The organism is Nitrosopumilaceae archaeon AB1(1), assembly GCA_033471095.1.
GTDB lineage: Archaea > Thermoproteota > Nitrososphaeria > Nitrososphaerales > Nitrosopumilaceae > Nitrosoabyssus > Nitrosoabyssus spongiisocia.
The window spans coordinates 831,016-855,169 of sequence record CP136752.1 but is presented as its reverse complement, the minus strand read 5'-3'; the positions used below and the strand labels follow the sequence as shown (position 1 = coordinate 855,169).

At 35.0% G+C, this 24,154-nt stretch carries 23 protein-coding genes and 1 tRNA gene; 11 read left to right on the top strand and 13 right to left on the bottom strand.

The genetic code is table 11. The annotated features are described in order from the left end of the window. The first annotated feature begins 85 nt into the window (after positions 1 to 85). Positions 86 to 1,294: a phosphoglycerate kinase gene (gene pgk, locus R1F52_05060; protein ID WOV92489.1), complete on the top strand. Its 1,209-nt coding sequence runs from the start codon at positions 86 to 88 to the stop codon at positions 1,292 to 1,294. Here the strand turns inward: pgk and R1F52_05055 are convergent. The 9 genes from R1F52_05055 to hemL are packed head-to-tail and all read right to left on the bottom strand — an operon-like array spanning position 1,284 to position 9,908. Then, the gene (locus R1F52_05055) at positions 1,284 to 1,625 is read right to left on the bottom strand and encodes a hypothetical protein (GenBank protein WOV92488.1); all 342 of its coding nucleotides are present in this window, start codon (positions 1,623 to 1,625) and stop codon (positions 1,284 to 1,286) included. The genes pgk and R1F52_05055 overlap by 11 nt on opposite strands. Before the next feature lies 1 nt (position 1,626). Continuing rightward, positions 1,627 to 2,058, bottom strand: a complete 432-nt coding sequence (locus R1F52_05050) for an iron-sulfur cluster assembly scaffold protein (GenBank protein WOV92487.1) — start codon at positions 2,056 to 2,058, stop codon at positions 1,627 to 1,629. Next, a complete protein-coding gene (locus R1F52_05045; GenBank protein WOV92486.1) occupies positions 2,055 to 3,296 on the bottom strand; it encodes a cysteine desulfurase in 1,242 nt (413 codons plus the stop codon). Before R1F52_05045 ends, R1F52_05050 begins: the two co-directional genes overlap by 4 nt. A gap of 9 nt (positions 3,297 to 3,305) precedes the next feature. After that, the gene (sufD, locus tag R1F52_05040; GenBank protein WOV92485.1) at positions 3,306 to 4,466 is read right to left on the bottom strand and encodes a Fe-S cluster assembly protein SufD; all 1,161 of its coding nucleotides are present in this window, start codon (positions 4,464 to 4,466) and stop codon (positions 3,306 to 3,308) included. Between the two features lie 3 nt (positions 4,467 to 4,469). After that, positions 4,470 to 4,706, bottom strand: a complete 237-nt coding sequence (locus R1F52_05035) for a hypothetical protein (protein WOV92484.1) — start codon at positions 4,704 to 4,706, stop codon at positions 4,470 to 4,472. Positions 4,707 to 4,757: 51 nt separating this feature from the next. Then, positions 4,758 to 6,122 (bottom strand): Fe-S cluster assembly protein SufB, encoded by a 1,365-nt coding sequence (gene sufB / locus R1F52_05030; GenBank protein ID WOV92483.1) that lies wholly within the window; start codon positions 6,120 to 6,122, stop codon positions 4,758 to 4,760. 54 nt (positions 6,123 to 6,176) lie between these two features. Beyond that, positions 6,177 to 6,971, bottom strand: coding sequence for a uroporphyrinogen-III synthase (locus tag R1F52_05025; protein WOV92482.1), 795 nt, complete (start codon positions 6,969 to 6,971; stop codon positions 6,177 to 6,179). After that, positions 6,961 to 8,637, bottom strand: a complete 1,677-nt coding sequence (gene hemC, locus R1F52_05020; GenBank protein WOV92481.1) for a hydroxymethylbilane synthase — start codon at positions 8,635 to 8,637, stop codon at positions 6,961 to 6,963. The genes R1F52_05025 and hemC overlap by 11 nt, the downstream gene beginning before the upstream one ends. Next, the gene (hemL, locus tag R1F52_05015; protein ID WOV92480.1) at positions 8,634 to 9,908 is read right to left on the bottom strand and encodes a glutamate-1-semialdehyde 2,1-aminomutase; all 1,275 of its coding nucleotides are present in this window, start codon (positions 9,906 to 9,908) and stop codon (positions 8,634 to 8,636) included. The genes hemC and hemL overlap by 4 nt, the downstream gene beginning before the upstream one ends. A gap of 440 nt (positions 9,909 to 10,348) precedes the next feature. Here hemL and R1F52_05010 point away from each other — a divergent pair, with 440 nt between their 5' ends. The 6 genes from R1F52_05010 (at position 10,349) to R1F52_04985 (ending at position 15,559) form a co-directional block, all read left to right on the top strand. After that, positions 10,349 to 10,543 carry a hypothetical protein gene (locus tag R1F52_05010; GenBank protein ID WOV92479.1) on the top strand — a complete coding sequence of 65 codons (195 nt, stop codon included), beginning with the start codon at positions 10,349 to 10,351 and terminating at the stop codon, positions 10,541 to 10,543. A 55-nt stretch (positions 10,544 to 10,598) separates the two neighbouring features. Continuing rightward, a complete protein-coding gene (locus R1F52_05005) occupies positions 10,599 to 10,871 on the top strand; it encodes a hypothetical protein (GenBank protein WOV92478.1) in 273 nt (90 codons plus the stop codon). Positions 10,872 to 11,244: 373 nt separating this feature from the next. Further along, complete coding sequence (locus tag R1F52_05000; GenBank protein WOV92477.1) at positions 11,245 to 12,699, top strand: phenylalanine--tRNA ligase subunit alpha; 1,455 nt, start codon at positions 11,245 to 11,247, stop codon at positions 12,697 to 12,699. Next, the gene (pheT, locus tag R1F52_04995) at positions 12,687 to 14,312 is read left to right on the top strand and encodes a phenylalanine--tRNA ligase subunit beta (protein ID WOV92476.1); all 1,626 of its coding nucleotides are present in this window, start codon (positions 12,687 to 12,689) and stop codon (positions 14,310 to 14,312) included. Before R1F52_05000 ends, pheT begins: the two co-directional genes overlap by 13 nt. A 246-nt stretch (positions 14,313 to 14,558) precedes the next feature. Then, positions 14,559 to 14,978: an EVE domain-containing protein gene (locus R1F52_04990; protein WOV92475.1), complete on the top strand. Its 420-nt coding sequence runs from the start codon at positions 14,559 to 14,561 to the stop codon at positions 14,976 to 14,978. 35 nt (positions 14,979 to 15,013) lie between these two features. Further along, positions 15,014 to 15,559: a hypothetical protein gene (locus R1F52_04985; protein WOV92474.1), complete on the top strand. Its 546-nt coding sequence runs from the start codon at positions 15,014 to 15,016 to the stop codon at positions 15,557 to 15,559. On the opposite strand, the gene R1F52_04980 is transcribed toward R1F52_04985, so the two are convergent. Further along, positions 15,543 to 16,175 carry a hypothetical protein gene (locus R1F52_04980; GenBank protein ID WOV92473.1) on the bottom strand — a complete coding sequence of 211 codons (633 nt, stop codon included), beginning with the start codon at positions 16,173 to 16,175 and terminating at the stop codon, positions 15,543 to 15,545. The genes R1F52_04985 and R1F52_04980 overlap by 17 nt on opposite strands. Positions 16,176 to 16,272: 97 nt before the next feature. Here R1F52_04980 and R1F52_04975 point away from each other — a divergent pair, with 97 nt between their 5' ends. Further along, positions 16,273 to 18,537 carry an aconitate hydratase gene (locus R1F52_04975; protein WOV92472.1) on the top strand — a complete coding sequence of 755 codons (2,265 nt, stop codon included), beginning with the start codon at positions 16,273 to 16,275 and terminating at the stop codon, positions 18,535 to 18,537. A 7-nt stretch (positions 18,538 to 18,544) separates the two neighbouring features. Here R1F52_04975 and R1F52_04970 read toward each other — a convergent pair. Beyond that, a tRNA-Trp gene (locus tag R1F52_04970) sits at positions 18,545 to 18,694 on the bottom strand. Between the two features lie 88 nt (positions 18,695 to 18,782). On the opposite strand from R1F52_04970, the gene R1F52_04965 reads away from it, so the two are divergent. The 3 genes from R1F52_04965 to pdxT all read left to right on the top strand — a co-directional run bounded on the left by R1F52_04965 (position 18,783) and on the right by pdxT (position 20,995). After that, positions 18,783 to 19,313, top strand: coding sequence for a hypothetical protein (locus R1F52_04965; GenBank protein WOV92471.1), 531 nt, complete (start codon positions 18,783 to 18,785; stop codon positions 19,311 to 19,313). A 103-nt stretch (positions 19,314 to 19,416) separates the two neighbouring features. Beyond that, positions 19,417 to 20,388, top strand: a complete 972-nt coding sequence (pdxS, locus tag R1F52_04960) for a pyridoxal 5'-phosphate synthase lyase subunit PdxS (protein ID WOV92470.1) — start codon at positions 19,417 to 19,419, stop codon at positions 20,386 to 20,388. Further along, positions 20,381 to 20,995, top strand: a complete 615-nt coding sequence (gene pdxT / locus R1F52_04955; GenBank protein ID WOV92469.1) for a pyridoxal 5'-phosphate synthase glutaminase subunit PdxT — start codon at positions 20,381 to 20,383, stop codon at positions 20,993 to 20,995. The genes pdxS and pdxT overlap by 8 nt, the downstream gene beginning before the upstream one ends. Here pdxT and R1F52_04950 read toward each other — a convergent pair. Beyond that, positions 20,992 to 23,367: a valine--tRNA ligase gene (locus R1F52_04950; protein WOV92468.1), complete on the bottom strand. Its 2,376-nt coding sequence runs from the start codon at positions 23,365 to 23,367 to the stop codon at positions 20,992 to 20,994. The genes pdxT and R1F52_04950 overlap by 4 nt on opposite strands. Continuing rightward, complete coding sequence (locus tag R1F52_04945) at positions 23,315 to 24,130, bottom strand: 6-carboxytetrahydropterin synthase (GenBank protein WOV92467.1); 816 nt, start codon at positions 24,128 to 24,130, stop codon at positions 23,315 to 23,317. Before R1F52_04945 ends, R1F52_04950 begins: the two co-directional genes overlap by 53 nt. Positions 24,131 to 24,154 lie beyond the last annotated feature (24 nt).

Here is a 24,154-nt window from a genome sequence, read left to right as displayed (position 1 = left end):
TAAATAAAAATTCTCACTAATAATCTAATCAGTATAAAGTAGACAAGGTATAACGATTTTAACAGGGCAGTAGTTACTACAAATATTGAAAATACTGACCATAAAAGATTTTGATATAGAGGGGAAAACAGTATTTTTGAGGGTAGATATGAACTGCCCAATTGACTCAGAGACCATGGAAATAACTGGTTCTAGAAGAATTGAGGAGGCAACAGAGAGCATTCTAGCTCTCAAAGGGGCAAAAATAGTAGTCGCATCACATCAGGGCAGGGTCGGGAATAAAGACTATACCGGAATGGACAAGCACGCAAAACTATTAGAGAAATTTCTAAACAGAAAGATCAAGTATGTGGAAGATGTAATGTCTCCAACTGCAAGAGAGGCAATTAAAAATCTTCAGAATAATGACATTCTTTTACTCGATAATCTTCGATTATGTGCAGAAGAAAATTATGAATTTTCTCCCGAAGATGCAACAAAGACAATACTAGTGCAAAGACTAGTGAATTTATTTGATTTGTGTGTGTTGGATTCATTTTCCACTGCGCACAGAGCCCACCCATCAATAATTGGGTTTTCACAAAATTTACCCGCATGTGCAGGAAAAATTGTGGAGCGTGAAACTAAACAATTGAATGAAATAATGACAATAACAAAAAATCCTCACGTTATTGTGTTAGGAGGATCAAAAGTTGTTGATAGATTAGAGGCTTTAAAACAATTAATTAAAAATAAAAGAGCAGACCATATTTTACTTACAGGAATAATTGGAAATGTGTTTATGCGTGCACAGGGAAGAATAAAATCGTCATTGGGAATAGCGCGTGAAGAAGAAGTAGTATTCATGGCACATAAATTAATAGGAGAATACCCAGATGTTTTCTCAACACCAGTAGATGTAGCAATTGAACGTGAAGGTAAAAGAATAGATATCGATGTGAGAGATTTAGGCTCAAATGATAAAATATTAGATATTGGTCCAAAAACTATTAATCATTATTCACGAATCATAGTAGGGGCCGCAACTGTATTCATTAGTGGTCCAGCAGGTTTATTTGAAAAAGAGAAATTTGAATTTGGAACTAGGGAATTATTACAAGCGGTGGCAAATTCAATGGCCACAACTATTGTAAGTGGAGGACATTTGTCATCTGCACTCAAAAAATACAAGTTGACAGATAGAATAAATCATGTTAGCACAGCAGGTGGGGCATTGGTATTATATTTGACAGGAGAAACGCTACCGATGATAAAATCATTAGAAGAGTCTGCGAAAAAATATTCTAAAGATTAGATTTACACGATGTGTTGGGACATGGTAATTTTTCTGTTGAATGTACATGAATTATAGAATTACATGAATCACAACTAGATTCAATCAACGGTGTGAATAATTTAAACCACATAGTAGTGAAATTTTGGGCTATTATTCGAAATAACTTTGTGTTTGCAAGAATTTTAAAATGCTTTTCCATATCATCTGCTGTAGTAGAGGAAGATATTAGGTTTAATTCTTTTAGTGAGGATAAAATATCATCATTTGTGAACTTGGAATCAACATCATTGAATTTTTCATAAATTATTTTTCTAATTGATAAAAGAACATCAGGATAGTTTGCAGACATACTAGTATAAACTAGACGCCTCTTGTTTTAAAGTATCTACATTAGTAGTATCTTTGACAAGATGAGTATAAAGCGCGTATTTGAGTACCTTGAGGGATAACAAAGCACATTTTATACGCACTGCCTGTAGATGTTCCAAACCTAATTCAGACAAGATATCATCTTTGGCTAATTTTTTTACAAAATCAATCTTTTTGCCCTTTACCATATCGGTCAAGACAGATGAGCAGGCCATACAGATCGCACAGCCTTTGCCATGAAAGGTGATATCAGATACAGTATCCTTGTCAAATTTCATATCAATGTCAATACTATCCCCACACAAGGGATTACTATCATGATAAGTAACATCGGGATTTTCTATTTTACCAAAATTTAATGGATTTCTAGAATAATCTATAATCATTTCATGATAAATATCAGTTCCACTCATAACTTGAATATCACTGCAACCTTATTTAGAGCATTAATCAGCACATCAATTTCATCAGTAGTATTATAAATATAAAAACTAGCCCTTGATGTTGCAGTTACATCTAATTTTTCCATCAAAACTTGAGCACAGTGATGACCAGATCTAATAGCAATTCCTTCAGTATCCATTATTTGTGCAACATCATGTGGATGTACATCTCCAAAATTAAATGATACAACACCACCATGTTTTGATATATCTTGTGTCCCATAGACATGAAGATGTTTAATTTCAGCCATTTTATCTAGGGTATATTTTGTAAGTTGGATTTCATGTTCTCGAACATTAGACATGCCAATTTTATTCAAATAGTCTATAGCAGTGCCGAAACCTATTACATCAGCAATATTTGGAGTTCCCGCCTCAAACTTGTATGGTAAATCATTCCACGTGGTGTTTTGCTTGTGCACCTCACGTATCATATCACCACCACCATGGAATGGATCCATAGTTTCCAAAATTTGTTTACGTACATGTAACACACCTATTCCGGTTGGACCGAGCATCTTGTGCGCAGAAAATGTGAAAAAATCAGCACCCAATGAATCAATATCTATAGTCATGTGTGGTACTGCTTGTGCTCCATCAACAAGTACAAGGGAACCGGCAGATTTACATTTACTAATTATCGTCTCTGCATCACTTATTGTTCCTAAAACATTTGACATAAAGCTGAATGCGACCAATTTAACACGTCCAGTTGCAAGAAGTGTATCTAGTTTGTCCAATTCCAATTGACCATCATCATTAATATCAATATACTCTAATGTAGCACCTTTTTCTTGTGCTAATATCTGCCAGGGAACAATATTACTATGATGTTCATATTCAGTAGTAATTATAATATCATTTTTTTGTATGTGTTTACGCCCCCATGCATATGCTACAAGATTAATTCCTTCAGTGGTACCTCGTACAAAAATAATTTCTTGACGATCAGATATATTTAGAAAGCTTGCGATTTTATCACGAACAGATTCATACGCTGCTGTCGCCTCTTCTGCAATAGAATACACAGCACGATGAATATTTGAGTTGTATGTTTGATAATAATTAGTAATACTATCAATTACTTGTTGAGGTTTTTGAGTGGTGGAGGCATTATCAAGATAAACAAGTAGTTTGTTGTCATTACCTACGCGTCGTTCCAAGATTGGAAAGTCTTTACGAATATTATCAAGTGCGATATCGTTCATCGGGGTCGCCTATCGATACTTGTAGTGTTGATCAATCTCTGTATCTTCATCATATCTAGTCTCTTCAATTTCAATGAATTTACGAAGTTCCTTATCATCATTTATCAACAATTCTTTGCCCTCCCATTTAGAGTCAATCAAATATGCAATCCATGCCCTTACCTGATAAGACATTTTTCTAGACAGTGGTTCTAAAAATCCTTCAACAATGGTCTTCTCTGCAGTTGCTTTATCAAGACACCTAGTTGCAAGATAGAATATCTGTTCTTCATCAATCTGAGCTACGGATGCGGCGTGTGTGGCTTTGACATCATTAGTAAGTATTTCAAGACCCGGAATGGAATCAGATTTCGCTTCACTGTCAAGTAGAATACTTCTACCAGACAGATACGAATTTGATTTTGTCGCATTTTCATTTATTCGAATCATACCTTTAAAGAGAGATCTAGATTTATTACGTAAAATGGATTTTTCAATCACTTTTCCATCTGTATGAGGACTAGAATGATTCATAACGGTTTGCATATCAAAACACTGTTTGCCATCTCCAAATACTACCTCTGAATCATTCGCATTTGCCCCTGGTTCAATAAGGTGATAATTTGTTCTATATCTTGATAAAATTGATCCGAATAACCCCAAATACCAATTTACAAGACCGTCTTGATGTATTCTAGTATGACGAGTAGAAAAATTTACTGAACTTTTATCCATCATTTGTAGGGTAGTAGAATCAAGTTTGGCAGCAGCACCCACATTCACGTGTAGCATTTCAAGATAAGACTGTTGAGCAGTATTTGTAGGAGAGTATAACTCCTGAACAACCCTTGCACTAGAAGAATTATCTACATTAATTACATTCTTAGATATAGAAGACAATTCATCTGAAGACATACAACTTAGAATAAAAATAGATTCATCTATTTGAACATTTTTTGGTATGTGAATAAAGATTCCAGTGTTAAATGCAGCATTATTGAGTGCTGTAAATTTATCCTCAGACGAATTCTCAGAATTTAATATGGTTTGTAGTAGATTAGATTTAGTGGACATGACATCATTAAGAGAAGATATGATTACACCTTTATCTTTCAGTGATGAATCAAGTTTTGATCGTACAATATTAGTTCCAATTTGAACAATATGATTTGAATTTTCCAATTCTTTCATTCGTCAATCCAAAAATGGCGGAATTGTAGAATCAGTATTTATTCCAAGATATACCTTATCTGAGTTTAATCGTTTAGCATCAGTGTATTTGTTATATAGTGGAGAGACCTCAAGGGGTAAATCATGATATATAGCAAGAGATTTAAATCTATACTGTCTGAGCCAATCAGGTTCTTGTCTATTTGAAGATATTGCATCGATGTGATTTAGATCAAGTTTTGAGAGTGTTTGTTGTGACATTAAAACGTCCAAGTATTATCCAACGGAGCCGTCCATTTCCATCTTTATCAGTCAATTCGACTCTACGGCGTATTCCATTGGAAGTTCTTTGGTAAACGGTTCCATGAACCCATTCACAATTAATGTTAGGGCATCTTCCTCAGAAAATCCTCTGGTCATCAAGTAAAAGATTTGCTCATCCCCAATTTTCCCCACAGTTGCCTCGTGAGTAATGGTAGCATCTTGTTGATTAATCTCCATGTATGGGTAAGTGTCAGTCTTTGAGGTATCATCTAGTAATAGAGCATCACAACGTATCGTAGATTTTACACCAGTTGCCCCTTTTGCAACCCGTAATAGCCCACGATATGTAGAGCGACCATTCAGTTTGCTTACAGATTTAGAGGTCACTTTGGATGTTGTATTTGGTGCCAAGTGTACCATTTTAGCTCCAGTATCTTGATGTTGATTTTTGCCTGCAAATGCAACAGACAGAGTCTCACCATATGCTCTTTGACCCATAAGATAGATGCCAGGGTATTTCATAGTAAGTTTGCTGCCAATATTACCATCAATCCACTCTACAGTAGCGCCTTCATAGGCATAAGCACGTTTAGTGACCAAATTATACACATCATTACTCCAATTTTGTATAGTGGTATAACGAAGTTTGGCATCTTTGTGTGCTACTAGTTCCACTACAGCAGAATGCAAAGACTCGGATGAATATACAGGTGCTGTACAGCCTTCAATATAGTGACATTCTGCGCCCTCATCAATTATAATTAATGTTCTCTCAAATTGGCCAATGTTTTCAGCATTAATTCTAAAGTATGCTTGAAGTGGCATGTCTATTTTGACTCCTGGTGGGACATAGATGAATGAACCACCACTCCACACTGCGCTATTCAATGCTGCAAATTTGTTATCTTCAGGAGGTATAATTTTAGCAAAATATTTTCTAAATAATTCAGGATGTTCTTTGAGTGCAGTATCAGTATCTAAAAAGATCACACCTTGTTTTGCTAAATCTTCACGAAGACTATGATAAACTACTTCAGATTCATACTGTGCTCCCACACCGGCAAGGAATTTCTTTTCAGCTTCTGGAATACCTAGTTTCTCAAAAGTTTTTTTCACATCATTAGGGACATCATTCCAATCTTTTTCAGTTTTTTCAGATGCTTTTGCATAGTAGTAAATATTTTGAAAATCAATTTGATTCAAATCTCCACCCCATTCTGGCATAGGTCGTTTCATAAAGGAATCATAAGAACGCAATCTAAAGTCTAGCATCCATTCAGGCTCTTCTTTCATCTTACTAATCTCAATGACCGTATCTTTACTAAGACCCTTCTTGCTAAGATGTACATACATTTCTGTAGAGTCTTTAAAATCATATTTGGAATAATCCATGTTTAGGTCTTTTGTACTCATTATACTTAATAGATAAATTCCTACAAATATAAAGAAATTGAAAAATAGGTATAGCTAAAACATGCTAGTCAAGGTATTCATAGCACCAGAAATAGTATGAACTTGTGCCACGGTACATGGAATACACTTCTTTTCAAGTTCGGTTTTAGTGAATGGTCCAATGGCCACCACTTTGATCATTGTAAATTTTTCAACAAGAGTATCTGACGCATACTCTTTTGACATTACATCAAAGAATGCCCTTACCGAAGAGGCACTAGTGTATATAATTCCATTAATGTTATCGGACGCAAACAGAGGTCTGAACTCTTCCCACTCAACAGTATCATTTACTGGTTGTGGATTATACATGTGCATCTCTGTTACATGAATACCAATTTTTTCCAAAAGTTGTTTTAAGAAAGGTTTTGACGCACCGCTTCTTGGTATGATTGCATGTTTTCCAACTGCTCCAACACTAGTTAGTATCTCCCCTATACCCACAGAAGAATAAGTATTGGGTACTAGTTTGACACGGATTCCGTGATCCTCAAGAATTTCTTTGGTCTTCGGACCTACGGCAACGACACTAGTATTAGCTACTGCCAAGACTAATTTATCGTATAAATTCACAGATTTTGCAGTATCAAATAATATCTTGACCGCATTAGAACTCATGAATATAGAATAATCCGGATTTACTAATTTTATTTTTTCAATAAATTCAGCAACAATTTCATCACCCTTGCTTACAAGTTTAATGGTAGGAAGAGCGATGGGTTTTGCATTATTTTGTTTCATGGTAGAGATAAACGCGGATGCGTCTTGACTAGATCTAGTTATTACTATGATTTTATCATTAAGAGTCATGACGCCAGCCTATTACTGAGGAGAGATTTACTACTTTGCCAACAATAATTATACATGGTGCTTTGAATTTAGATTCCACACATTTAGTAGCGATGTCATTAATGGTGCCTGTTATCATTTTATGATTATTGGTGGTACCGTCTTGTATGACAGCCACCGGAGTATCCATAGGCAGACCGCCTTGAGCCAAGTTGCTACAAATATTAGCAATTCTAGACAATCCCATCATAATTACAATGGTATCTACAGAGTTTGCAAGATTCTTCCACTTTACTGCTTCTGCACCCTTGTTTGGATCTTCATGTCCAGTGACAAATACTACAGAGGAGGCATATTTTCTATGAGTTAGTGGAATACCAGAATATGTAGCTGCGCCAATACCAGATGTAATACCAGGAATGATTTCAAATGGGATACCATTATCCTTGAGATATTCTGCCTCCTCACCACCGCGACCAAATATTATAGGATCACCACCCTTTAGACGTAGAACAGATTTACCAGAATTGGCATGTTTTAGCATGGTATGATTAGTATCATCTTGATGTGTGGTGTCATCACCGACAAATCTTCCCACATAGAATTTTTCAGTGGTGTCAGGGATCATGTCAATAATATCAGGATTGACCAATCTATCATACAAAACTACATCTACGGTCTTGATTAATTCTGCAGCATAGAGTGTTAATAGTTTAGAATCTCCAGGACCTGCACCTACAAGATACACCTTACCTATTGTTGTTCCATTTTTCAACCTCCTTCTCCAACCTATTGCAAATTTATCTGCTCCCATTTCAACAACTCTATCACCTAATTTCTTACCAATTTCATAAGACATACTAGGATCACCGGACATGTTGTCCTGTATTAGATCTTTGCCATCAGCAGAAAAAACAGCAGTATGAATATTCAATGTAGAGCCATTCACTTGAGCATACACGCCTACAGGAAATCTGCAACCAGAGTCTACAGATTCAGAGAATGAGCGCTCAGCATCAATGGCACACCTAGTGTTATGATCCTCGATTGTATGTAAAATGTCAGATATTTCATCATTGTCTTTTCTGCAAATTAATGCAAGAGCGCCTTGACCAGATGATGGAACAAAAGTAGTAATATCAAGGGGAGTGTATGTCACATCAAGATTTAATCTAGTAATTCCTGCCTGAGCCAAAACCACAGCAGAATAATCCCCAGATACTTTGCCGATGCGTGTCTCTATATTTCCACGTATAGGCTTGACTTGCACGTCGGGGCGTTTGCGTAAAATTTGTACTGCTCTACGTAGACTACTAGTACCAATAATAGAGTTGGACGGAATATCATCAAGGGTGACACCATTTGTAGAGATCAATACATCATTTGCCGCCTCTCTAATAGGCACACATGCAATGAATAATTCAGAGTCTATTTGTGATGGAACATCTTTCATACTATGTATTGCAAAGTCTATCGTACCGTTCAACACTTGATTGTCAATCTCTTTTTCAAATATTCCCCTCTGATTCATAGCAAATAATGGTTTTGCGTCTGAATCCCCACTAGTCTTGATTGTTTTAATCTCAAATTCAACATTAGAGTTTACAGATTTCAGTTGTCCAAGTGTAGAATTTGTTTGTGCTAAAGACAATTGGCTGCCGCGTGTTCCTACAAGAAAACTAGTCATGACAAATTTCTCAGAGCAGCCTCATGCGCAGTCGTTGCAATATTCATGTCTGACTGTGTGTGTGCAGATGACAAGAATGATACCTCAAATTGTGAAGGGGCAATAAAAAGTCCATTTTTTAAAAGTGATGAAAAAAAGTCATTGAATCGTTTATGATCTGATAGTATAACGCTAGAATAGTCTCGCACTGGATGATTTGTGAAAAAAATCTGAAATAAGGATTGTATAGAATTTATTTGATGTGGTATCTTCAAATCACTTGCCAGATCGTCCAGAGTATGAGACAAAATAGAGCATTTCTTGTTTAGTTCAGTGTACAGTCTATTGCCCATCTTATTCATTATACCAATAGATGCAATTGCCGCAGATACAGATACAGGGTTTCCAGCGAATGTACTTGCCTCATACACTTTACCAGATGGGGCCAACATATCCATGATTGCACGCTTTCCACCAACAGCAGATATTGCAAATCCGTTACCTAACGCCTTACCAAGTGTTGTAAGATCAGGTTTTATGTTGAATAATTGCTGTGCTCCACCAAAAGACACTCTAAATCCAGTTATAATTTCATCAAAGATTAGTATGATACCATTATCTCGAGTTATTTTACGTACCATATTTAGAAAGTTTTTCTCAGGAAGAATCAAACCCATATTTGCAAGAATCGGTTCAATTATCACACATGCAATATCATCATTTTTTTTGATAATTTTCTCCAATTGCTCAACATCATTGTATGGTACAACTAGGGTGTTTTTCGCAGTGTCATTAGGAACTCCAAGTGATACTGGAATTCCAATATTTGCATGACCAGAACCAGATTTTACCAAAACAGAATCATGGGCACCATGATAGCATCCTTCAAATTTTATAATTTTAGATTTTTGGGTATATCCTCTTGCAAGACGAATGGCAGTCATGGTAGCCTCACCACCGGTGTTTACAAGTCGTATCTTTTCCATTGATGGAAATCGTTGTTTAATTAGAGTTGCAAGGTTTGTTTCCATATCTGTAGGGGCACCAAACATTGTACCATTTTTCAATTGTCTGCCCACAGCAGACATAATTTCAGTTCTACCATGGCCTAAGAGTAAAGCTCCGTAGCTATTACAAAAATCAACATATTTGTTGCCGTCTACATCCCAAAGGTTTCCTCGGTGTGCACGTTTGACGAAGAATGGATATGGTTCAAAATATCTAACTGGACTATTTACACCTGAAGGAATAACTTGTTTGGCTTTCTCAAATAGTTTTCTTGATTTAGACATGTTTGTCATATTTCCAAGTTCAATATAAGCAAAAGTGTAGTATCAGATATATCATATACAATTTAGAAATTTGAATAAATTCGTATTTAATGAAATGATGCACAAGAATTCACATATTATTTCAGTGGGTATTGTCAAGTTATAGTAACTTGTGAATGCACCATATTCTAAATCGGTCCTTTTAATTTTGATATTATATTCAAGACTTTTGAGCAATATGTGAGGACAATCAGAGATAGAAAGATTCATATGGTTTTACTCAAAAAAGGATTCTCGTACACTAAGTATATATTCACAATTTTTTACAGAATTATAACTTGGAATCACAGGGTATAGATAATTATACATGCAGTTCTGAGTGCCACTCATTTATGGCTTTAAAAGATTTTAGTACTAATCTGACTTTAGAAAGTTTAATATGGTTATGATGTGACTAGTCAATGATAAAAATGTGTGAAGTAACTTTTGTAATTGATTGTAAAGGAGATAAAGCATGTAAGGAAATTCGAAAATATATGAGTGATGAGGGATTTAAAATTAAAACAAAACCAATTGCTTGGTTAGGTGATCATACTGGTGTAAAAAAATTTGCGTCAAAAAAAGCAGCAAAAGAGGAAGCTGAATATTTTAATTAACAAATACCATAAAAAATTATGGCAAGTACATTTGAACTTTTAATCTAGCTAAATCATGAACAGAAATAAGTTAATATCGATATCTTGTAATACTGCTAAAAATAGAAATACAATAATTCAAACACTTGAGGATAATACTTCACAACGTCTGGTCTTTTTACATAGTCTTAAAGATAAAAATCATTCTGAAAACATCATTTTTAAGATATCTAGTAAATCCAACAAACTATTTAAACAAATTTGTCAATTACGTGAAAAAAATATTTGTATATTTGACACAATTTCGTTAAAAAAATCCAATGAAACAGCTGACATGGAGTTCAACTGATAAAATTAGACAAATGACATCCACCATTGGTGATGTTCCTATGTCAGTATGGTTAGAATTATCAGATAAATGGGAGTCTTTGATTCAACAAATTTCAACACCGCCACCATCAATATGACATGATAGTCACGATATGTTTGATTTAAAATTATTTAGTCACTATTGATTCCCACGAACTCCAACCTTTCCTTTCTTGTTAATCCCAAATACAATTCTCTCTGGTTAATACTTGCTAATATGATTATAAAATAAATAATTGAAACAATATACTGTATCTAAAAATGTATATTTTATAAGTTATAAACAAAGTCCCTATAACTTGACAATACCATCAAGAGAACCATTTAAAAAAAAGTGTGTTAGATTATGAATATTGGAACTTACATTACATTGGATAGAGAAAAAGATACTAGACGCACTTCAAGAACTAAGGAAAACTAGGGCAGAGTCCTCGCAGAGTGATGATACGCTAGGTAATGATTCAACATCGAATATTTGTAGCATGAATACACTACAGGTGAAAACAAAACTTTCTGAAGATCAAATTAGAAGAGGCATAGAATGGTTAAAGATGAAAGATCTTGTAAAGATAGAAAAAATTTCATCAATAATTATTCAACTAGATAAAAATGGAATAGACGCGATAACACATGGATTACCTGAGAGAAAATTATATGATATTTTATCCAAAGGAGTCACAACCATACCAAAATTACAAAAAGAGTTGAATCAGGATTGCAATCCAAGTATTGGTCAGGCCAAACGTAATGGTTGGATAGACATGAGCGAGGGAACCGTCTCACTAGTAGAAGAAAAATTCGCAATCCCAGAAGAAGATATACTAAAACAGATTGGGAATGATTCCATCACACCAGAAGAAATACAAGATAAAGAGACGTATAATTCTCTAAAAAAACGACCAGGCTACATAATTGAAAAGACTCGTGATGTAATTGCAATTGATATAACTGAACAAGGATTACAAATCAACGTAAAGAATATTGATGAGAACAGTATTGATGTTGAGGCAGGTAAGACTACAATTTATGCTGCAAAGACACACATACTCAAAGATACGATTAATGAGATAAGAGAAATTTTCACATTATTAGGATTCTCTGAAGTGATTGGAGATTTAAAACAATCAAGTTTCTGGAATTTTGACGCGTTGTTCACTCCGCAGGATCATCCTGCAAGAGAGATGCAAGATACATTCTATGTAGATTCCGTTCCGAAATTGAATGCAGATGATAATATAATTAAAAGAGTGTCAAAAGAGCATGAAGAAAAATGGAATTATTCATGGAAGATGCAGCAGGCACAAAGGATGGTATTACGTACGCATACAACATGTATCACAATAAGACATTCAGCTGAAACAGGTATTACTAATGGACGGGTATTTTCACATGGACGTGTATTTAGAAATGAAAAAGCCAGTGATAAGCATTTGGCAGAATTTAATCAGGTTGAAGGTGTTATAGTAGGAAATGACTGCTCGTTACGTGAATTGATGGGAATACAACGGGAATTTTATCGTAGAATTGGAATTACAAAAATTAAATTTTGGCCTACTTTCTTTCCATATACAGAACCATCACTACAAAGTATGGTGTATAATGACAAACTTGGTAAATGGATAGAGTTATTCGGAATGGGAATAATACGACCAGAGGTAACAAAACCATTGGGGATTAATAGTACAGTTTTAGCATGGGGTGGAGGTATAGAGAGAATCGCTATGTTAAAACACGGCATAAATGATGTACGCGAATTCTACAACAATGATTCTGACTGGATCAGGGGAGCAACAAAATGCCCGTTGTAGATTTACGCATAGATAGAATTATTCAGTTATTGAATGGTGATGCAGATAAAAAATTGATTCTAAACACATTACCATTTCTAGGTCTAGATATAGAGTCAGAGACTGACACAGAGGTTCGTATAGAGTATAGCCCAAATCGTCCAGATTATGCTACAGAATTTGGAATTGTTGCAGGATTGGAGGGACTGCTAGGATTCAAGAAGGGAATGATTCCACTTGTTATAGAATCTGGTAAAGAGTATATCATAAAAGTTGCAAAAGAGGTTGTTCCATTAAGACCACACATCACAGGAATTATTGCAACTGGAGGAAAATTAAATGATCAGGACATTAAACAGCTAGTAAATATGCAAGAGGATCTACATGAAGGAATTGGACGTAAAAGATCAAAATCATCTATAGGAATACATGATCTAGATAAAATTAAATTTCCACTAAGTTATGTTGCAGTATCAAGAGAGCATAAATTCATTCCATTAAATGCAGATTCTGCATGTACAATAAGCCAAATATTAGCAGAGACCAAGACAGGAAAAGATTATTCACATTTGTTAGAAAAAGATATGGTTCCATTAATTATTGACTCGGATGATAAAACAGTATCATTACCTCCAGTGATAAATGCAGCAGAAACTACTGTAACTATATCTACAAAAAATCTATTTGTAGAGGTTACAGGGGTTGAGGAAAAAACTGGGATTGATATTGCAAGTGTAATTGCAATTACACTACAAAACATGGGTTTTGAATTACACGCAGTAGACATTACTGGACAGACAAATGATAACATGCTAGCAGAAACGAGCAAGATTCATGTACAGAATAGTATGATAAATCATGCTTTGGGGACAGAGTTACAGAATTCAGTAATAATTGATGCATTGAAGAAATGCAGATTGGATGCAAAGTCCCAAGATAATGAAATCATATGTATCATACCAAGATATCGTTTTGATATTATTAATGAGATGGACATAGTCGAGGAGGTTATGTTGGGGTATGGTATTGAAAAACTCGAATCTAAACTAGTTCCATCAAGTGTCATAGGTCAAAAAAATTCACAGTTAGAGATGTGCGATACACTTGAGAGAATCATGATAGGGTTGGGATATACTGAGGTACTCAACTCTAGTCTTACAAGTCCATTAAAAAATGATACATCTGAATCAGTAAAATTGTTAAATTCAAAAAATACTGAACATATCATTCTGCGCAATACAATACTAGCAGGTTTAATTAAGAATTTATCAAAAAATATTCATGAGACATACCCACAAAAAATATTTGAGATTGGTAGAGTATTTCTAGCTAAAAATATAGAACAGGATAGACTAGCTTGTGTTTTGGCATACAAAAATGCAGATTATTCGCAGATGAAATCAGTCCTAAATGGATTACTTTGCGACGGATTAGGAGAATCATGTTCAACACCGAAAACCATGCATAAATTCTTTGAGAATGGTAAGACAGCAAAGATCATCATTAATGAAAAAGAGATAGGAATTATAGGTCAGATTAGTATACAGATTCAACAAGAGTATAAAATCAGAGTACCAGTGGTAGGATTTGAGATACAATTAGATCCATTTTACAAAAAATTATCAAAAAATTAACAAATTATTAATATATCAATTGATATTACATCATAATTACCTCAAGAGCAATACACGCAGACGGATCTGTATGAGTTGATCGTCTTGATTTCTATGATTACTGATTCACCCAGACGTGTTACAATCGAGGTGACCCCGGTCAAAGATCTCAGGGAGGTTGTGGCTAATACCAATGATTCTGTGCGAGTCAGGTCCGGGGAACATTATTTCAGAATGAATAAAATTAGATGCAATGATATCATACACATGGTACGATATTGGCTCGCAAAGCAGGAACCTGACGGTCCTAGAGGATACAGTATAGATGAATTAAAAAAAGATAATACAACTGTTTGGGATAACGTACACAATAATCTTGCACTAAAACATATGAAACAAATGAAAAAAGGAGATTCAATACTATATTACCATACGGGTAAAGAGAGACAAATTGTGGGAATTATGTCTATAACAAGTAAACCATATTCTAATCCAGATGAGATAAATCCAAGATTTATTGTTGTTGATGTAAAATATAAACAAAAATTCAAAAACCCAGTTACCTTACATGAGATAAAAAATATTGGGGGTGAATTTACAAAATGGGAGTTGTTGCGAATATCACGTCTTTCAGTAATGCCCGTATCAGAAAATATTTGGAATAAAATATTAAAATTATCAAAGTGAGTCATTGAATAGTTATGTTGTTACATTTTATTTTCATGGTAAAAAAAGAAGAATTGGAATTACGTAAAGATGAATTTGTATATATTGAAAAGATGGCAAAATTTTTCAAATTTTGGATAAAAAAAGAATTTGAGATTGACATGGATGTAAAGGCAGATATGATGATCACAGATTCTAGAAGTTTTTTGCGCAGACTAGACACACATACTATAATTGAGGATCATAGAAGTAGGGGAGAGGGCATATTTCATTTCTATCTGACACATTTCCGACCAATTTGGACAGATTGTACATGTGAGGGATATCACGCCGAGAATTTTGGTATGGTGGTATGGTCAAGAAAGAAAGAATTTGATGAGAAACATATGATTAATAACTCTAGTATCGTATCTCACGAACTTGCACATGAACTTTTACGACAAAAGAAACATGGCAAGTATGTAGAGGACGTTCATGATGTCTGGACACGTCATCTATTCGGAGGATTAGAGTATATAGGATATGATGAAAAATTTAACATCACACAAGAGAACCCCATGTTCCTAACACTAGATACAAAAGAGATTAACACTTTATGGTAGAATAGATATTTTTATCAAAAAACGCAGTTTTGAATTCTAGTTTATTTTCTGTATCATTAATTCTAGATTTACTGAGATCTTGAAGAGTCTCCATGGATTCTTTAGTAAATCCCACTGAGGAGCCAAAGACAGCATCTAGTAATTGTGTACCATGATCACCTAATTTCACATCATTAGTGATGTCATAAAATTTCACAATTTCTTTTTTGCTAATTGGTTTTCCTTTTGATTTATTGAAGGCAATTGCAATATACATACTATTATTTTTTACAGCAATGGGAATTCTATGATTTTTTTCAGATTGACCTGGAATTGTTTCATTAAGTAGAATTTCACATTTATGATACATGCTAGATATGTATGCAAAGAAACGATATGTGGCATATTTGCCGTCATCATCATTTTCACATTCTACAAAAATTTTATGTAATATCTTTAGTGCGTCATCATTCATACTTTGTAATCTACTCTCAATTCTTCCCTTTTCAAGAAGATCAGAGTTGCACTCTTGGGCAACTAATTTGAGGATAAAATCAGGCAAATTGTAATTATTTAGTATAGTGATGTAAGAACTTCCTTGTGACATACCAAACTTGGGAAAACCAGCTTTTACCATATAATATTGGACAATGTGTAGAGCCTAATTATATGTAGGTAATTTTATGAAGAAATGGTATAGCAGAAAATAAATTTTAGTGAATAAATTAGTAATTATGCAGATACAAACTACATCAGATTTAGTGCTAGACACATACAGAAAAATTCGTATACAAGCATCAGAGTATAAAAAAAATGTAAACAGACCACTAACTCTGACTGAAAAGATACTAGCAGGCCATATACAGAATATGACAAATAGTGAGTATAGTGGAGGTGTAGATTACATCTTTTTAAAACCAGATAGAGTAGCTCTGCAAGATGTTACTGGACAGATGGTAATGCTCCAATTTATGCAAACAGGTATGAAACAAGTTGCAGTTCCTACAACTACACACTGCGACCATTTGATAAGAGCTCAAATTGGAAGTGATGAGGATACCAAATTATCATTAAATGAAAATAATGAAGTGTTTAAATTTTTAGAATCTGCGTGTGCAAAGTATGGAGTGGGTTTTTGGAAACCTGGTGCAGGTATCATACACCAAGTTGTGTTGGAAAATTATGCTTTTCCAGGTGGATTAATGATTGGAACTGATTCACATACGCCAAATGCTGGAGGTTTAGGTATGTTGGCAATAGGAGTAGGAGGAGTTGATGCAGCAGAGGTGATGGCAGGGCTATCATGGGAGTTGTTGTATCCTAGAAAAATAGGAGTTCATCTAAAGGGAAAATTGAATGGATGGACAGCCCCTAAAGATATAATATTGAAAGTAGCCGGTGAGCTGACAGTATCTGGAGGAACAAATGCAATAATCGAGTATTTTGGTGAGGGAGCAGAGTCAATCAGCTGTACTGGTAAGGCGACCATTACAAATATGGGTGCAGAGATTGGCGCCACATGTTCGATATTTCCGTATGATTCTAGAATGGAGATTTATTTACGCAGTACAAATAGAGGTCAGATTGCAGATATAGCGAATAAAAATAAAGATATTTTGTCTGCAGATGTAGAGGTACTAGGAGATCCTCACAAATACTTTGATAAAGTGTTAGAGATAGACTTATCAAAACTAGAACCACACATAGTAGGTCCTCATACACCGGATCTGGCAAGACCCATATCACAGATGGCCTCTGACGTAATTAAAAATGGGTATATTGATAAAATATCAAGTACGTTAATTGGTAGTTGTACAAATTCCTCATACGAAGATATGTCAAGGGTTGTGTCTATAGTACAACAGGCAAAAGACAATAATCTAAAGATAAAGACGCCGCTTCTAGTCACACCAGGTTCAGAACAAATTCGAGCTACGATACAGCGTGACGGTCACATTGATTTATTGGAGGATATTGGTGCAACAGTACTTGCAAATGCTTGTGGTCCATGTATAGGACAGTGGAGCAGACCCAATATGGAAAATAAACCAAATACAATTCTAACATCATTTAATCGGAATTTCCCAGGTAGAAATGATGGGAGTAGTGATACCATGAATTTCATTGCAAGTCCAGAAATCATAGTTGCTTTTGCATTATCAGGTAGCATGTCATTCAATCCACTCAAAGATACAATTACCACACCAGATGGAAAGCAGATACGTCTTGATGAACCAAAAGAGGCCCCTGAGGTGCCAGAGAAGGGATTTGTGTATGGTAAAGAGACGTATGTGAAACCGTCGGATAATTACGAATCTGTAGAGATAATTATTAATAAAAATAGCAGTAGATTACAAGTTTTAGAACCATTTGAAAAATGGGATGGAAAAGATTTTCAAGATTTAAAATTAATGGTAAAAGTACAGGGAAAATGTACTACAGATTATATATCACCGGCAGGCGCGTGGCTATCATTTAGAGGTCATTTGGATAAACTAAGCGATAATGTATTGTTGGGAGTAGTAAATGCTTTCAATCGCGATACTGGATGTGGTAAAAATGCACTAAGTGGAAAGATACAACCAATAACAGAAATATCTAGAATCTATAAAAAAGAAGGTCAGGGTTGGATAATAATAGGAGACAAAAACTATGGTGAAGGAAGTAGTAGAGAACATGCAGCTATGACACCAAGATATCTTGGATGTAAAGTAGTTGTGGCAAAGAGTTTTGCAAGAATTCATGAAACAAATCTAAAAAAACAAGGCATACTTGCATTAACATTTGAGGATCCCAAAGATTATGATAAAATTTTAGAAGACGATACAATTAGTATCATAAAATTAACAGAGTTTATGCCAAAGAAGAGCATAACGTGTATCATAAATCATGCAGATGATACCACTGATGAAATTAAACTAAATCACTCATATAATGAATCTCATATAGATTGGTTCAAGGCAGGTTCTGCTTTGAATATTCTCAAAGAAAATAATTAAAATTACGTGGGGCCGACCGGAATTGAACCGGCGATCTACGGGTCACTGCAACTCCAAACTTACATCATTTGGTATCAGAAGTTTGGTATTTTGACCTTTGGAGCCCTTAGCGGTGAACTTGTCTCACTGTCGCCCTGCCAGGCTAGGCTACGACCCCACAACATCTTAACTCTATGAGCAGAATTTTAACCTATTTTATTATAATTTGACAACAACGCTAAATCAATTAAGGACTATATGATATAATGAATATAATGAAACCTGCAAGATTACTCTTTTATGCGATACCGGGAATTATATCTTTGATTATATTATTTCCACTAATCACAAAGACAGAAATTCCATTTTCTGCAGTAAATTCATACGATACTATAGAATTTGAATTGACTAGATTTCACATTGATGCATCACCATTTGACGTGATTAATCGTGTAACTATAGAGAAGACAGAATTACTAAAGATACAAAACGATGGAAGTGTAACATATTCAGTAGTAAGTGCAGATTTACAAGAAGAGAAGAGTATTAAAATTGATTCAGACAAAATGCTGTTCTTGGCCGGATTAATTAAAGAGACAGGGTTTATTCACATACCTGAAGATAATTTTAACATCAAAGAAGATGTTGAGAAGTATATGAAAACAACACTAAAGGTGACGCTGAATCAAAAAGACATACGAATAAGTTGGCCAGATCAAGAGGCAACAGATGAATTTATTCCACCTATAATTACCATGGTAGAGGCAGAATTGCAGGGTATAATTGATGAGATATAATATTATAATAAATCCTATCGAATTCCATTCATTGCAATATACATCACATCATTATACTCTAAATATCATATTAGAATAAATAACAATACAGCACAGAGGATTCATGATCTCATTATCTGGAGAAATTGAGAATGTTCACGGAGTAATAAGAGAGAGAGAAAACACACATCAAATAACACGTGGTACATCTACATTGAAGAGAGGTTTTGCACATATGCTCAAGAATGGAGTGGTTATGGATGTGACCACAGTAGAGCAGGCAAAGATTGCAGAGAGAGCCGGAGTTGTTGCAGTAATGGTGTTAGATAAACTCCCATCAGATGTTAGAAAAATAGGCGGTGTTGCACGAACAGCAAGTATAGATGTTATACGTGAAATTATGGATTCGGTAACTATTCCAGTTATGGCAAAGTGTAGAATAGGTCACACCTATGAGGCCAAAGTACTAGATGCAACAGGAGTAGACATGATTGATGAGTCTGAAGTATTAACACCGGCAGATCAGGCCCATCATATTTGGAAATGGGATTTTACCACACCATTTGTAAATGGAGCCAGATCACTTGGAGAGGCACTGCGCAGAATAGAAGAAGGAGCTGCAATGATCAGAACAAAAGGAGAGCCGGGGACAGGAGATGTGGCAGAAGCAATACTTCACATAAATTTGGTAAACTCTCAATTAAGACAGATAAAATCAATATATGATTCGGGGGACAATCAGGGATTAATTAAATTAGCAAGGGAGTTAAAAGTATCATACGAGCTAGTATCTGAAACTGCTCAACTTGGACGATTACCTGTAGTAAATTTTGCAGCAGGTGGTATTGCGACCCCTGCAGATGCAGCACATCTAATGTCACTAGGTTGTGATGGAATATTTGTAGGATCTGGTATATTCAAAGCAGAAGACGCACAGGAGCGAGCTAATGCCATAGTATTGGCAACTACATTTTGGATGTATCCGGACAAGGTACTAGAGGCACAAGTTATGGTCAATGAGAAAAAATCCATACTGGGCGAATCTGCAGACAGTTTACAATTCAAAATGCAAGAACGAGGGGATTTACATGACTAGTCTGAATATCGGTGTTATCGGAATACAGGGAGATGTATATGAAAATGTGATTGCAACAAAGATGGCACTAGATAATATGAAACAACAAGGAGATGCATATGCAGTATTTGACAAAGAAGGGGTATCAAATTTAGATGGTATAATTATTCCAGGTGGTGAAAGTACTACTATAGGAAAATTATCAGAGAGAGATGGTATGTTGGAAGAGATTAAATCAAAAATTGAGTCAAAGACACCTACATTTGGAATTTGTGCAGGATTGGTATTACTTGGCAAACAAGTATACAATCATACTGTAGGTGATACAAAACAAACATTATTTGGAAATCTAGACGTAGATATTGAGAGAAATGCATTTGGAAGACAACAAAATTCATTTGAAACAGAGATTGAGATGAATGATATTCAAATTGAGAAATTTAATGCTGTTTTTATTCGTGCTCCCGTTGTATCAAAATTAGGATCTAAAACTAGCATCATATCAAAATGGAACGATAAAATAATTGCTGTGAAACAGAATCACATCATTGCTACAGCATTTCATCCAGAACTAAGTCACAGTGTAGCAATGCACGAGTATTTTATAAAAATGATACAAGAATCTTAGATTTGGAGATTATGCATCTGAATAAGATCAGTTGCAAATATGTGTAATGTATCAGGAATTACACACTGAATAGACTCTTTCAAAGAGACGTTTTGTGATTTTTTTGTATTCCAAACTTTCGAGTTGAATTCGACTAGATGTTTGGTGTATCGTTTCATATCATCTGAATCGAAAACAGTAGGATGTAATTGTTTATGAATACTAGTTTTAGAATAGAGCTTTTGCCACAGATACTCTGTTATGAATGGAGTTAGAGGAGCTAGTAATTTCAAAATTGTTTTCAATACTAGATGTAATGTAGATATTGCAGAATCACGTTGAGATGATTCAAAATTATCACCATATGCCCTAGCCTTTACCATTTCAATATAGTGCGCAGCAAAGATATTGCGTGTAAATTCACGTATGGCAACTGCAGGTATGAAAAAGTTATACTCAGAATAACCTTTTTGACACTCAGAGATTAGAGAATTTAGTTCAGAGATGATCCATTTGTCACTTGGTTCCAATTTTGTAGAATCTACCTGTGGAAACGCAGAGATTAATCGTGCAACATTCCAAAGTTTACTGAGGAACTTTTTTGAAGAATCCATTTTTTGTTCAGAGCATCTAAAATCATACCCATGAGTCACCTCACTTGCACTCCAAAATCTAAAAGTATCAGCTCCAATACGCTCAATTACTGGTAGCGGATCGAGAACATTGCCTTTACTCTTACTCATTTTTAATCCACGCTCATCAAGACCATATCCCATTATCCACGCCGATGACCACGGTGTGTTATTAGTAATATGATTACAACGCAAGAGGGTATAGTAAAGCCAGGTCCGTACAATATCTTTAGCCTGTGGTCGTATGGATGCAGGATATGTTTTTTTAAAAAATTCCTCATCACGCCCAAATTTAGATATGAATAAGGGGGATACTGAGGAGTCCATCCAGGTATCAAGGGTACGGGTCTCCCCCTCAAACTCTACACCATCACACTCAGAGCATTTTTCTGCAGGACATTTATCAAGCCAAGGTCTATAATATTTTCCAGGTTTTGGTACAAAAGGATGTGAACATTTTTTACAATACCAAACAGGAATTTCTGTTGCATAATATCGGCGACGTGAAATTGGCCAATCAATAGATATAGAATCAAACCAGTTTTGTAAAATTATGCGATGCATGGGGGGATAAAATGAAATGGTATCACTAGATTTACGCAGATCATCTATAGAGTCTTGTTGTTTAAGATAATACTCTTCCATAGGAATTATTTCAATTGGGTTTTTACTTCTCTCAGATACTGGAGTTCTATGATTAATATCTTGAATTTCTGTAAGAAAATTTGCATCTTGTAAATCTTGAATTATTTTTGCCCTAGCCTGTTTTGGTCGTAGCCCTTCATACACTCCTGCCTCTTTGGTCATTTTTCCATCAAGACCTATTGCAATAATTACAGGCAATCTCAACTCTCTGAACAATGCTACATCATTTTGATCACCAAAACTACACACCATCACAGCACCAGATCCAAAATCTTCTTTTGCAGAAGGATGAGGTATGATACTGACTTTACGATTAATGAGGGGAATAGTGATTTTTTTACCTAAAAGATGGGCATAGCGTTGATCTTTTGGATTTACAATAACTGCCTGACATGCACAAAGTAATTCAGGTCTAGTACTTGCAATTATTATATCATCTTTCGAGTCTACAAGTGAAAATCTCATGTGGACTAGTTTTGTCTGCATCTCAATATGAATAATTTCTGCATCAGCTATGGTAGTTCCAGATACCCAATCATAATTATTGGGTCTGTTTGCCAGATAGATACGATCATCATTCCACATTTGAATAAATGTAGATTGGGTAAACTTGCGATATTCTTCCGAGTCTGTTTGGTAGTAATTTTCAAAATCTCCACTTATACCTAAATTTTTCAAAATTTGAAGCATTTCAGACTCTAGATCGTCTAACGTTGTTTTGCACAAGTCAATAAACTCTTTACGATCAGTATCATGCATTCGGATATCATGTTTTTTTTCAGTGTAAAGTTCAACAGGTAAACCATTACAATCAATTCCTATCGGAAAGTAGACATTTTTACCAGACATTCTAGCAGTTCTTGCAATCATATCTATTTGTGCATAATGAGCTGCTGTGCCAACATGCCATGGACGACCTGATGGATAAGGTGGCGGGGTATCTATTACAAAATTATCACCGTCAGATTCAAATTGATAAATCCCAGAATTGTTCCACTCCTCTAGAATTGCTTTTTCAAGTTTTGGATCCCATGTTTTTGATTCAATTGTTGGGTTCAATTCACTACCTTTGAGTGATTTTAGATACAATATGAGCACCCTTGTTGTAACCCTCATAGATATACACACCCACAGATTCTACGTTTTTTGGTAAAGCAGGTGTTAATAGCTGAAGTAATTCGGAGGAGAGATTCTCTACCGTCGCCTCGCCTTCAAGCAGATAGGTTGTATTTTTAGGAATTTGAAGATCAAATTTTCCTTTAGGTCCATCAAAGCCAATTTTATAATGATCGGAATCCTCAGAGAGCAAATATTTTCTACTGATGAAAAATTTATGATCCAACATGGATATGGTAGATTTTATTATTTTCTTTGCCTCACCAAAATCCATCAGCAAACCATTATTCATTTTACCTGCAAGTTCAATCATAACTAATGATGTATGACCATGCAATATTGAACACTTGTTCACTAGAGGAAGAATATGTGCATAATCAAATGCAAATGACGGATCTTCAAGAAAAATAGAACCAATATCAGCATCTTCCTGATGTGTAACAATTTCATTCATCTCGTTGAGATGAGCAGTACGACTCGGAGATCCTATAGCCATTATATTAATATCAGATCGGTTTTTCCGAATTTTCTGATATTTTATCAGATCTTGTTCAGAATCAATCACTTCGATGTAACCGGATTTCGTTTTAAAATCTACAAGAACGGTTTTCCCAAGCACATCTAATTTTACGTCATATTCATAACTCTGATTGGTAAATGACAATAATTTTGCAATAGATAGTTCTGTACGACTTTTAAGATGATTACCTTTTCCATCTATATACTTGTAATCAGAATCCAATATTGAGGGAGTATTAGACAACTAGAATATTTGGCTTGATTTGTA